Below are 13,137 nucleotides of genomic sequence, written 5' to 3'. Positions count from 1 at the left end.
GATAAGGTAATGCAATTTTTTATTTACACTTAAAACATCATTATTTTAAGTAAAGATATGAACATCAAAAGTATTTTTATTATCTTTGCAGATATAGAACTTTTAATGTGATACCTAAATTTTTTAATAATAGCAAATCATATAGGTAATAACAAAAAGAATATATTTGTGTTTAAAAGAAACAAAAGATAGCAATGTTAGTAGATTATCGTAAGGTTAATATATATCAAGATGAGCATCTTATCCTTAAAGATGTAGATTTACAAGTAAACGAAGGTGAGTTTATTTATATTATAGGTAAGGTAGGCTCAGGTAAAAGTTCTTTGCTAAAGACAATATATTGCGAGCTTGACCTTGGGCATGAAGATGTAGAAAAGTCATTTGTCTTAGGTGTGGACATAGCCGATATAAAGCGCAGCCATATACCGGCATTAAGAAAGCAGATGGGCATAATCTTTCAGGATTTCCAGTTGCTCCATGATCGTACAGTAGCAAAGAATCTTAGGTTTGTCTTAGGTGCTACAGGCTGGGTAGATAAGGATAAGATAAATAGGCGAATAGAAGAGGTGCTTGCTCAAGTGGGTATGTTGGATAAGAAGAACAAGATGCCCAGTGAGCTGTCTGGTGGTGAGCAGCAGCGTATAGCCATAGCAAGAGCACTTTTAAACAATCCTAAAATAATTATTGCCGATGAGCCTACAGGCAATTTAGATACGGAAACAGCAAAAAACATAGTGCAGCTTTTGCGTGATACTTGTAAGAATAATACCACTGTAATCATGTCTACTCATAATATTCAGCTTATAGAACGTTTCCCAGGCATTACATACAGATGTGTAGATGGGGCTTTTATAAGAGAAGATAAAGCAAAGGTAGAGGCAGATGTAGATATGGAACCAATAGAAGGGAAACCTTTATAGAAGAACGAGTATAAATAGAAGAAGCGTATGAAGGTAATGAAGTTTGGTGGTACCTCAGTGGGAACACCTGAGAGAATGAAAAATGTAGCCACTTTAATAACTAAATCTGGTGAACCTACTTTTGTAGTGCTTTCTGCCATGAGTGGTACTACAAATACTCTTATAGAGATAGCTGACTATTTATATAAGAAAAATCCAGAGGCAGCAAATGAAATTATTAACAGCTTAGAAAGAAAATATATAGACCATCTTGATGAGCTTTATTCCACAGAAAAGTATAAATCGAAGACTAAAGAGCTTATCATAGATGAGTTTAACTATATACGATCTTTTACAAAAGACTTGTTTACCTCTTTTGAGCAAAAGGCTATTGTAGCACAAGGAGAATATCTTTCTACCAATATGGTGGTAAACTATCTTAAGGAGCAGGGCATAGAAGCTACACTTTTAAATGCTTTAGACTTTATGCGTACAGATAAGAACGATGAGCCTGACATTCATTTTATCAGGGAACATCTGACATCTATATTAGAAAAGCATAAAGGTCAGCAGATTTATATAACACAGGGCTTTGTGTGTAAGAATGCGTATAACGAAATAGATAATCTACAACGTGGAGGGTCTGACTATACTGCGTCGCTTGTGGGAGCAGCTATTTATGCCGACGAGGTGCAGATATGGACAGATATAGACGGTATGCATAATAACGATCCTCGAGTGGTAGAGCATACAGATGCTGTGCGCCAGCTATATTTTGAGGAAGCCTCAGAGCTTGCTTACTTTGGTGCTAAGATCTTACACCCCACTTGTATACAGCCAGCTAAGCAGGCAAATATCCCTGTTCGTTTAAAAAACACTATGGAGCCAGAGGCTGAAGGAACTATTATTAATAACACTTTGGTAAGGGATAAGATAAAAGCCATTGCTGCAAAAGATAATATCATAGCCATTAAGATAAAGTCGAGCAGAATGTTAGGAGCATCAGGCTTTTTACGTAAAGTGTTCGAAATCTTTGAAAGCTATCAAACTCCTATAGATATGTTAGCTACCAGTGAAGTGGGCTTGTCTATGACAATAGAGAATAATGCTCATCTATCGGAAATAGTAGATGAGCTGAAGAAGTATGGCACTGTTACTTTAGATCATGATATGTGTATAGTTTGTGTGGTAGGCGATCTTAATTGTAATAATCTTAGCTTTAAGGCTTTAGTCACAGCAGCTTTAAAAAACATTCCTGTAAGAATGATAAGTTATGGCGGAAGCAATTATAATATATCTTTCCTTATTAAAGAGGAAGATAAGAAGAAGGCTTTACAATCTCTTTCAGACGAGTTGTTTTATTCCTCAAGCATAAGCTAAAATGATAAGGCAGGGGCTTTGTGGCTGATGTTGATGTGGTAGAAAGAATATGTGTTAAGATAATGAAAGAGTTGGTGTAAATAAAGTTTACCTTTGCTTGTCATTAAGTATATATAAGAGTTTGGTTATTTGAACGATATTTTATAAAAGATGTTGAATGTAGATATTCTAACTATTATAGTGTCTGTGGTTGTTCTTTTTTTAGCCTTGCTGACACCTTTTATAAACCCATTTTTTAGGAGAGTTAGTAATAAAAGGTTATCTAAAGACGAGAATAAAGCTAAGCCCTTAGCTTTAGAAGCTCAAGAGCTTTTACCCCCTATTTCTGTTTTACTTACCCCTACGGATAATGCAGAGGTGCTATTACGTAATCTTCCTTTGTATCTTAATCAGGATTATCCGGGCAAGTTTCAAGTTGTCGTTGTTGTGCAAGAGAAAGATAAAGAGACAGAAGATGTTTTAAAGCAGTTTGCTTGTGAAAATCTTTATATTACTTTTGTCCCTAATTCTTCACGCTATATGAGCAGGAAAAAACTTGCTATCACCTTAGGTGTTAAGGCAGCAAAGCATAACTGGATAGCTATGGTAGATGTTTCTTGTAAGCCTATGTCTGAAGAGTGGTTAAGGGAGCTTGCAGGCGGCATTACAGATGCTACAGACCTTGTGGTGGGCAATACTGAGTATGAAGAAAGTACAGCCGACTTTTTACGTTTTGAACGGCTTTATACAGCCCAATATCTCCAACGTGAATATGCTTTTTCTACACCTTATCGCTGTGAAGATAGTGCGTTGTTGTTTAAGAAAGATATGTTTTTGAGAAATGAAGGCTTTAGAGGAAACTTGAAATATCTTCGTGGAGAGTTCGACTTTCTGGTTAATAAATTTGCTATAAAAGGCAACCTTTCTTTTGTAAACAGTGAGGAAGGCACCTTAACAGAGCCTACACCAACAGAGAAGAGCTATCGTGATAAGCACCTTTTCTATATAGAGGACAGAAAGCATTTAGCAAGAAGTATAAGCCATAGGATATGGTTTAATATAGACCAATGGGCATTATACCTTAATTATATAGCTATTATAGCTGCTGGAATATTAGGTTGGCTTACAAACAGTAAGATAATCTTAGGGGCTGTTTTCTTATCACTTCTTATAACAATTATCTTGCGCTGTGTGATATTTAATAAAAGGAGTAAGTCGTTAGGGGTAATAATACCTGTGTGGAAGGTTATCCCTTATGAAATAATAATGGTATGGCACAAGCTAAAAGTTATCATTATGTATCGCCGTGCTAATAAATATGATTTCATCTCACATAAGCTATGATGAAAGTTTTACATTACGTTGAGAATATGAAACAGTTAGACCTTAGGTCGGACTGTATAAAAACATTGATAGAAGGTGAGAAGGAATATGTCGATATAGCTCTGGCAAAGGATTATACAGAGTTTGTAAAAATATTAGCAGAGCTAAGCCCTGACATTGTTCATATACATTCTTGTTGGGATAAAACCACCTGTCGTTGTGCTAAAATAGCGTCAAAGAAAAATATCCCTATTGCCTTATCTTCTTATTGGAGCCTAAACTCTTTTGAAAGAAAGAAAGAGCAGCCAAAAGCAAAACTGTTAAAATCGTATTTATATCTTGTTCCTTTAATAAAGAAGATAGATACTTTTGTTATTGATGATGAGCAGGAAAAGGAAGCTATTATAAGAAAAGGCTGGAGCAAGAGGATAGGGGTCATTAAGTCGAGAGTACTAAATAGCGATATAAAAGCAGAGGAGACGGCAGAAGCGACTATTGTTTTTTATAAGAAAATAATCGACTCTGTATACCAGTTTGCGATGTCAGAGCAGGAAAAGGACGCGGTAAAAAGCTTATTGACAGCAGGGTTATATAAAGAGCATTATAACAACCCTTTACCCGTTAATCAAACTCTTAGTCTGCGAAGTCTTAATAACGAGCAGTGGAAACGTATTTTTCTTTATGCAGACGATGAGGGCGTTAGAGATATTATAGACTATAGCATACAGCGTTTACAAATAGATGCCCCTGCTATAGATACGCAAGGCATAACAAGGTTTCCACTGTTAAAGCCAAAAAGCACACTATCTATAGAAGAATATAGAGGCAAACATAGTAAGAAGCTATATAAAAAGCTCTTTAAAGAAGAAGACTTATCTTGTGATACTATGTTAAAAGACATTGTTATAGCTTGTTATTATATGAAGCTGCTTTATAAGAAAAAGACTATGAGCTTAAAGCATTTGTGCGACTTACATATCCTTTTAAAATATAACGATTATGATGAGGACCGCTTAAAAGAACTACTTAAAAAAGCACATCTGTATAAGTTTACGTGCTGCATGATTAAAGTTTTACAGCAGTTTACCCAGCTTGAAGAAGGATTTATGCCTTTACCTACACTCGATAATAGGACAACAAGGCAGATAGATAAAATATTTAATAAGCGAAAATAAATATAATTATATAATAACGATTATTATGACAAATAAATTATACGATTTACAAAAAGATGAGAAGTATTTGCAACTTCTCTCTCAAACCTTTCCTACTATTGCCGATGCTGCAACAGAGATAATCAATTTAGAGGCTATTATGAATTTGCCTAAGGGTACCGAACATTTCCTTGCAGATATTCATGGCGAATATGAGGCTTTTCAGCATGTATTGAAAAACGCCTCTGGTAATGTTAAAAGAAAGGTAAATGAGCTTTTTGGAGATACTTTGCGCACATCTGAGAAGAAAGACTTGTGTACGCTTATCTATTACCCAGAGCAGAAATTAGAGCTTGTTAAAAAAGAAGAAAAGGATATTAACGACTGGTATCATATTACTATATACCGCTTAGTGGAAGTTTGTCGTGATGTATCAAGTAAGTATACAAGGTCTAAAGTGCGTAAAACACTACCCATAGATTTTGCTTACATCATACAGGAACTGCTTCATGAAAACTCCGATGATAAGGATAAGACCGATTATATCAGTGCCATTATCTCTACTATTATTACTACGGGGCGTGCTGACGATTTCATTACTGCCATCTGTAAGGTTATACAGCGTTTAGTAATAGACCAGCTACATATATTGGGAGATGTTTACGACCGTGGACCAGGGGCACATATTGTAATGGATACATTAAAGAATTATCATAACTGGGACATTACATGGGGTAATCACGATGTCTTATGGATGGGGGCAGCAGCAGGTAACGCTGCCTGTATATGTAATGTAATACGTATAGCTCTGCGCTATGCTAACATGAGCACCATAGAAGATGGGTATGGCATTAACTTAATACATTTAGCTACCTTCGCTATGGACACATATAGCGACGACCCTTGTAAGGAATTTTATCCGAAAATCCTTGTAGAGGATAAGATAGATGAGCGTAATAAAACGTTGTTGGCACAAATGCATAAGGCTATTAGTATATTGCAGTTTAAGATAGAATCGCAGCTCTTTGAGCGTTACCCCTTATGGAAAATGCAAGATAGAGAACTTTTAAAGCATATAGATTATAAAAAAGGCACTATCACCATAGAGGGGCATGTATATGATATGCGCTCATGCCACTTCCCTACTATAGACTCTAAAAATCCGAATGCGTTAACCTCAGAGGAACAAGTTCTTATAGATAAGTTGCAGCAGTCTTTTACAACGAGTGAGAGATTGCAAGAACATATACGCCAGCTGTTATTACATGGGCGTATGTATCGCATTATTAACAACAACCTTCTCTATCATGCTTCTATACCACTGACAAAAGAAGGAGAGCTTAAAGAGGTAGAGATCTATCCCGGACTAAAAGCTAAAGGCAGAGAGCTTCTTCATCATATAGGGGTTATAGTGCGTCGCGCTTTTCAGAAAGGGACAGAAAACGATGAAGGTATAGACCCACAATATGCTATCGACTTTTTTCTGTACCTATGGTGTGGAGCCGATAGCCCGCTTTTCGATAAGGCAAAGATGGCTACCTTTGAGCGTTATTTTATAGAAGATAAGGCCACGCATAAAGAGCCTAAAGGAGCTTATTTCACAATGCGCGATAAAGAGGAGATAGCCGATATGATCTTAGACGAATTTGATGTGCCTAAGCCAAACAGACATATTATAAACGGTCATGTGCCTGTGCATGTAGCAAAAGGCGAAAATCCTATTAAGGCAGGAGGTAAACTCATGGTTATAGACGGAGGATTGTCTGAGGCTTATCATAAGGAAACGGGCATTGCAGGATATACCCTTGTGTTCCATTCGAGGGGGTTTCAGTTAGTGCAGCACGAGCCTTTTACCTCGGCAGAAGATGCTATTAAGCGAGGTACCGACATTGTGAGTACCACACAGATAGTGGAAATGAATCAGCGGCGTATCCGTGTAGCTGATACCGATAAGGGGGCAGAACTTCGTATGCAGATAAACGCCTTAAAAGAGCTATTGTACGCTTATCGTACAGGCTTCATTGCAGAGAAAGAACGTAGAAATCCGCCTAAGAAATATTAGCCACTTTCTGTGTGAGGATATATATGTTCTTATATAAGAAGATTTGCTTTTACGAAGATAAAAAATATATAAAAAAGTTTTATATAAGAAAAAATATGTATCTTTGCAGCAGAGAATAGGAATTATATATTTATAAAATTACAAGAAAAAGATTATTATGAAAAAAAGATTATTTTTGTTTTTTGCTATGAGCTTATTATGCTATACAGGGTTAAAGGCTCAAGGCGAGGATTTTAAACGTGGCGTTTTTGATAGAGTAGGAGTGCAGGTAAGTGCAGGTACAGAGGGTATAGGCTTTTCTGTAGCAAGTAATTATAAGAGCGTCTTAGAGCTTAGTCTTGGAGTAAACATAATACCGGGTATAAAAATAAGTAATAATTTTGATGTTGATAATACTGTTTCAGTAAATGATAAGAAATATACCTTTAGCAAAGGGGTAGAGGGAAAGATAGATTTTAAGCGTACTACCTTCGATCTTAAAGCCAATTATTATCCTTTTGGTGGAAATAGCTTGTTTTTTGTTGCAGCAGGTTTCTCTTTTGGTGGTGCTACTATAGCAGAGTTCACCGGGCATAGCGACGAGGTGAAAGAGCAAATAGCAAGCCACCCAGAGTTAGAAGGCAAGGTAGGTATAGAGCTTGGAAAAAACAAGATAAGTATTGATAATAATGGCGATGTTAAAGGCGAATTGCGTGTAAATAGCTTCCGTCCTTATTTAGGTTTAGGTTTTGGGCGTGCCATACCAAAGCACAGAGTAGGGGTTCGCTTTGAATTAGGCTGCCAGTTTATGGGCAAGCTAAAGGTTTACCAGAACGGCTCTGAGCTTAATATTGACGATTTGTCAAAAGATACTAAAGAGGTATCTAATATAGTAGATAAATTAAAGTTTTATCCAGTTTTAAAGTTGGGCGTAACTACTCGCATTCTTTAAGCATGGAGGTCTGAAATAGCCTTATAACTATTTGCTATACAAAGAGTTATAAAAGGTCATCTCTTGGTGAGTAAAACATCATCTTTTCCTTGTGAAAAGGTGATGTTTTCTATAGCAAAAGTTGATGTTTAGTAATAGTAAAGATTATCAAGGGGTTTTTATAGTTTTTTCTTTGTGTTTTAATTCTGCCGTGAGGTATATGAAACTTTCATTTTGCACACATTTAAGCAAAGCGTGCAAGTATTTGTGTAAATTGTATAATTAAAAAATATATTACATAAATAAGTTTACTTTTAGTCCTAAAAGGTTGCTTACTATAGGTATTTTGTTTAACTTTGTCTTAAACTATTTAAAAGGTATTAAAACGCGATTTTTTTATGAAAAATTTGGATTGGTCTGGTTTGTCATTTGGTTATGTTCCAACAGACTATAATGTCCGCTGCTATTATCGCAATGGCAAGTGGGGCGAAATAGAAATAAGTTCAGATGAATATTTAAAGCTTCATATGGCAGCAACGTGCTTGCATTATGGGCAAGAGGCTTTTGAGGGTTTGAAGGCTTATCGTTGTCCTGACGGTAAAGTGCGTCTGTTTCGTGCAGAAGAGAATGCCGCTCGTTTGCAGGAAACTTGTAGAGGTATTGTTATGCCAGAGGTTCCTACAGATCTTTTTATAGAGATGGCAGAGAAGGTTGTTAGGCTCAATCAAGCATATATCCCGCCATACGAGAGTGGTGCATCGCTTTATCTTCGTCCTTTGCTCATAGGTACAAGTGCTAATGTAGGTGTCAAGCCTTCAAAGGAGTATTTGTTTCTTATTTTTGCGACTCCAGTGGGTCCTTATTTTAAGGGAGGTTTTGTGTCTAATCCGTATGTTATAGAGCGTAGGTTCGACCGTGCTGCCCCTCTTGGCACAGGTAAATATAAGGTGGGTGGTAACTATGCAGCTTCTCTTAAAGCAAATAAGCTGGCTCACGAGAAGGGTTATGTTTCTGAGTTTTATTTAGATTCTAAGGAGAAGAAATATGTCGATGAGTGTGGTGCAGCTAATTTTTTTGGTATTAAGAATAATACTTACGTTACACCAAAGTCGAGCTCTATCCTTCCCTCTATTACTAATAAGAGCTTGATGCAGATAGCAGAAGATCTTGGTATGAAGGTGGAGTGTCGTCCTATCTTGGAAGAGGAGCTTGATACTTTCGAAGAGGCAGGAGCTTGTGGCACGGCTGCGGTCATCTCGCCTATATCCCATTTAGACGATATAGAAACGGGTAAGGTGTATAGCTATGGTGATAAGCCGGGAGCTTGGTCTACAAAGCTATACGAGACTCTTCGTGGCATACAGTATGGCACTGTAGCCGATAAGCATGGCTGGACAAGGGTAGTTATAGATTAATGAGTTTTTACTCTTAGTAAGGGATAAATGTATTATATGATGATATAAATATAATAATATCTTTAGCAAGATGTTATTATCTGTATTTATTTAAAATTGTATAACCATTGAAAACAAATAAGGAAATAACCCCTTGGTCGTGGGTATCATCTTTATATTTTGCAGAGGGCTTGCCTTATGCTGCTGTTACTCTCGTTTCGTTAGTATTTTATCAGCAGATGGGTCTGAGCGATGCGGAAACTACTTTTTATACATCTTGGTTTTATCTTCCTTGGGTAGTAAAACCTTTATGGAGTCCTTTTTTAGATCTTATTAAGACTAAGCGTTGGTGGGTACTTGCCATGCAGATGTTATTAGGAGCAGCATTTGCAGGCGTTGCCTTTACCATAAACACTTCTTATTGGTTACAGGGTACGATATGTTTCTTTTGGCTTCTTACCTTTACCAGTGCTACACACGATGTTGGTGCTGATGGCTTTTATATGCTTGGGCTTACAGAGCAGCAGCAGGCTTATTTTGTAGGTATTCGTTCTACCTTTTACCGCATTTCCCTCATCATAGGCAAAGGGGGCTTAGTAGCATTGGCTGGCTTCTTGCAAGCATATATGAAGGTACAGCTCTCGTGGTCGTTAGTGTTTTATGGTTTGGCAGGTCTTTTTATAGGACTTAGTGTTTACCATAAGTTAGTATTGCCTAATGTAGAGAGAAAGGCAGAGCATAAGAGCTTGTCAGTATCTTACTTGTTTAGCGAGTTTGTGTCCACTTTTGTTAGCTTTTTCAAGAAGAAGCAAATATTAATGGCAATAGGTTTTATGCTACTTTTTCGCCTTCCAGAGGCATTACTTAACCCTATAGGACCATTGTTTTTGCGCGCAGATATATCTAAAGGTGGCTTGGCTTTGTCTTTAGAAGCCTTTGGTATGGTAAATGGTATAGTGGGTGTGGTTGGCTTGTTGGGAGGTGGCATCTTAGGAGGTTTGGCAGCAAGCAGAGATGGTCTTCGTAAGTGGTTATGGCCTATGACACTTGCCATCACCTTACCTAATCTGGCTTACGTTTATCTGGGCTTTGCTATGCCTAAGAGTATTTTTCTTATCGCACTTGCAGTGTTTATAGAAAATGCGGGTTATGGCTTTGGTTTTAGTGCTTATATGCTCTTTATGTTATATTTTAGTCAGGGTGAGCATAAGACGAGCCATTATGCTCTTTGTACGGGTTTTATGGCGTTGTCTATGATGCTTCCAGGTCTTTTTGCAGGTGCTTTAGCAGAGGCTTTAGGGTATAAGGTCTTTTTTGTATTGGTAATGGTGTCGTGTCTGTTTCCTTTCTTAATAGCAAAGAAGGTAAAAATAGAATAATATCTTAGTATTCTGCTTTTTTTTATATGAAAAAATGCTTGTTTCCTCATGTGAATTATTAACTTTGCATATTAAATCCATAAAAGAATTTATATAATGTCTGGAACAAAGGAGATTAAAACCGCTTTAGTTTCGGTTTATCACAAAGATGGCCTTGAAGATGTGCTTGCTAAGTTGAACGAAAAAGGTGTTAAGTTTCTTAGTACAGGAGGCACTCACTCTTTCATAGAAGAGTTAGGCTATAAGTGTCAGAAGGTGGAGGAGATAACCTCTTATCCTTCTATCTTAGGAGGTAGGGTGAAAACTCTTCACCCGCGTATTTTTGGAGGTATATTAGCTCGTCGTGAAAATGAGAGCGACCTTGCCCAAATGAAAGAGTATGAAATACCTGCTATCGACTTGGTGATAGTAGATCTTTACCCTTTTGAGCAAACGGTGTTAAGTGGTGCTTCGGAGCAAGATATTATCGAGAAGATAGATATTGGCGGTATTTCTTTAATCCGTGCAGGTGCTAAGAATTTTAAAGACGTTGTGATAGTGCCCAGTAAGGCAGAATATCCAGTGTTATTGCAGATACTTAACACAAAGGGAGCACAGACCGATTTAGACGATCGTAAGACCTTTGCCGAGCGTGCTTTTGCCGTTAGTAGCAGTTATGACACAGCCATTCATGAATGGTTTGCTAAATAAGAAAAAACGATATTAATATAAAAATAAAATAAAAAAATTAATGGGATTGTTTTCATTTATCCAAGAAATAGCGATGGATCTTGGAACAGCAAATACCATCATTATTAGTGATGATAAAATAGTTGTTGATGAGCCATCTGTAGTAGCTCTTGATCGTCGCACTGATAAGATGATAGCAGTGGGTGGCGATGCTAAGATGATGTATGAAAAGGAGCATCCGAACATTCGTACCATTCGTCCGCTTCGTGATGGTGTTATAGCCGATTTTTCTGCTTGCGAGAAGATGATACGTGGGCTTATAAAGATGGTGCATAGTGGTAACCGTTTCTTTTCGCCATCATTGCGTATGGTTATAGGTGTGCCTTCAGGCTCTACTGAGGTGGAGCTTCGTGCCGTTCGCGATTCTGCCGAGCGTGCCGATGGGCGTGATGTTTATCTGATTTTTGAGCCTATGGCAGCTGCTTTAGGTATGGGGCTTGACGTAGAGGCTCCAGAGGGTAACATGATAGTAGATATAGGCGGTGGTAGTACCGAGATAGCTGTTATTTCTTTAGGTGGTATAGTTTGTAACAATTCTATCCGTGTGGCAGGCGATGAGCTAACGGCAGACATTCAGGAGTATATGAGCAGGCAGCATAATGTAAAGGTTTCTGAGCGTATGGCAGAGCGTATAAAGCTGCATGTAGGCTCTGCTTTGACCGATCTTGGCGAAGAAGCTCCTGAGGATTATGTTGTTCATGGTCCTAATCGTATTACTGCCTTGCCTATGGAGGTGCCTGTATGTTATCAGGAGATAGCTCATTGCTTAGATAAGACGGTAGCAAAGATAGAGAACGCTGTGCTTTCTGCTTTAGAAAGTACTCCCCCAGAGCTTTATGCAGACATAGTAAAGAACGGCATTTATTTAAGTGGTGGTGGTGCTTTATTGCGTGGCATTGATAGTCGTCTTACAGAGAAGATAAATATTCCTTTCCATATAGCTGAAGATCCTTTACACAGTGTGGCAAAGGGAGCAGGTATAGCATTAAAGAATGTAGATCGTTTCTCATTTCTTATGAGATAAGCTATTGTAGCATAGATGCACAACCTCATAGAGTTTCTTGCTAAGTATAGGCATTGGTTTTTGTTTGTAGTGTTAGAGGTGTTTAGCCTAATACTACTGTTTCGTTTTAACGATTATCAGGGCAGTGTATGGTTTACTACGGCAAATTATATTAGCGGAACAGTGTATGACGTAAGCTCAAAGATAAGCTCTTTCTTTACATTAACAAAGGTAAACGAAGGTCTTACGCGTCGTAACCTCTTGCTTGAGCAGGAGAATAAGGAATTGTATGCTAAGCTATACGATAAAACAAAAGATACTGCCTATCTTAAACGTGGGCAGTATCGTTTCCTTACAAAGTATAAGATGATACTTGCTAAGGTAGTAGACAATTCTCTTACCAAGACCGACAATTTCATTACTATCAACAAAGGTACTTCAGATGGTGTACACAAAGATATGGGTGTGGCTTGTGGTAATGGTGTGGTAGGTGTTGTATATCTTGCAGGAAGCCATTATTCGGTATTGATACCAGTGCTAAACTCAAAGTCGAATATAAGTTGTTCCATTCAGGGTCGTAATTACTTTGGCTATCTACATTGGCGAGGTGGTGCGAGCGATATAGCTTATCTTGACGATGTGCCACGCCATGCTAAGTTTAATCTTGGCGACAGAGTGGTTACAAGTGGTTATTCTTCTATCTTCCCTGCTGGCATTTTGGTGGGTAAGATAAAGCATGTATACAATTCAGAAGATGGCTTATCTTATAGGTTAGCTATAAAGCTATCTACCGACTTTGGTAACCTGCGTGATGTCTGTGTGCTTGATGATGCTTCTATAAAAGAGAGGTTAGAGGTAATGCAGGCTGCTATAGACTCTATAAAGCCTCTCGAAAGACAAGGTACTACACAAAAGACAAACTAAG

At 37.7% G+C, this 13,137-nt stretch carries 11 protein-coding genes; all 11 read left to right on the top strand.

The window, feature by feature from the left end:
* The first annotated feature begins 194 nt into the window (after positions 1–194).
* Positions 195–920, top strand: a complete 726-nt coding sequence (locus tag AC1DCD_RS02695) for a cell division ATP-binding protein FtsE (RefSeq protein ID WP_464640105.1) — start codon at positions 195–197, stop codon at positions 918–920.
* A 27-nt stretch (positions 921–947) separates the two neighbouring features.
* A complete protein-coding gene (locus AC1DCD_RS02690) occupies positions 948–2,279 on the top strand; it encodes an aspartate kinase (RefSeq protein WP_464640107.1) in 1,332 nt (443 codons plus the stop codon).
* Positions 2,280–2,429: 150 nt separating this feature from the next.
* A complete protein-coding gene (locus AC1DCD_RS02685) occupies positions 2,430–3,602 on the top strand; it encodes a glycosyltransferase (protein ID WP_464640109.1) in 1,173 nt (390 codons plus the stop codon).
* Complete coding sequence (locus AC1DCD_RS02680) at positions 3,599–4,756, top strand: hypothetical protein (protein WP_464640111.1); 1,158 nt, start codon at positions 3,599–3,601, stop codon at positions 4,754–4,756. Before AC1DCD_RS02685 ends, AC1DCD_RS02680 begins: the two co-directional genes overlap by 4 nt.
* A gap of 25 nt (positions 4,757–4,781) precedes the next feature.
* Positions 4,782–6,797 (top strand): fructose-1,6-bisphosphatase, encoded by a 2,016-nt coding sequence (locus tag AC1DCD_RS02675; RefSeq protein WP_464640113.1) that lies wholly within the window; start codon positions 4,782–4,784, stop codon positions 6,795–6,797.
* A 157-nt stretch (positions 6,798–6,954) separates the two neighbouring features.
* Positions 6,955–7,728, top strand: a complete 774-nt coding sequence (locus AC1DCD_RS02670; RefSeq protein ID WP_008446728.1) for a hypothetical protein — start codon at positions 6,955–6,957, stop codon at positions 7,726–7,728.
* 377 nt (positions 7,729–8,105) lie between these two features.
* The gene (locus tag AC1DCD_RS02665) at positions 8,106–9,122 is read left to right on the top strand and encodes a branched-chain amino acid aminotransferase (protein WP_464640115.1); all 1,017 of its coding nucleotides are present in this window, start codon (positions 8,106–8,108) and stop codon (positions 9,120–9,122) included.
* A gap of 107 nt (positions 9,123–9,229) precedes the next feature.
* Positions 9,230–10,480, top strand: a complete 1,251-nt coding sequence (locus AC1DCD_RS02660; protein ID WP_464640117.1) for an MFS transporter — start codon at positions 9,230–9,232, stop codon at positions 10,478–10,480.
* Between the two features lie 96 nt (positions 10,481–10,576).
* Positions 10,577–11,170, top strand: a complete 594-nt coding sequence (locus AC1DCD_RS02655) for an IMP cyclohydrolase (RefSeq protein ID WP_464640119.1) — start codon at positions 10,577–10,579, stop codon at positions 11,168–11,170.
* Between the two features lie 40 nt (positions 11,171–11,210).
* Positions 11,211–12,233, top strand: a complete 1,023-nt coding sequence (locus tag AC1DCD_RS02650) for a rod shape-determining protein (protein WP_008446511.1) — start codon at positions 11,211–11,213, stop codon at positions 12,231–12,233.
* 15 nt (positions 12,234–12,248) lie between these two features.
* Positions 12,249–13,136: a rod shape-determining protein MreC gene (gene mreC / locus AC1DCD_RS02645; protein ID WP_019035782.1), complete on the top strand. Its 888-nt coding sequence runs from the start codon at positions 12,249–12,251 to the stop codon at positions 13,134–13,136.
* Position 13,137: the final 1 nt, after the last annotated feature.

Source organism: Prevotella sp. C0209C1, from assembly GCF_056583855.1.
The sequence above is the reverse complement of the archived record's forward strand: the minus strand, read 5'-3'. Positions and strand labels throughout refer to the sequence as shown.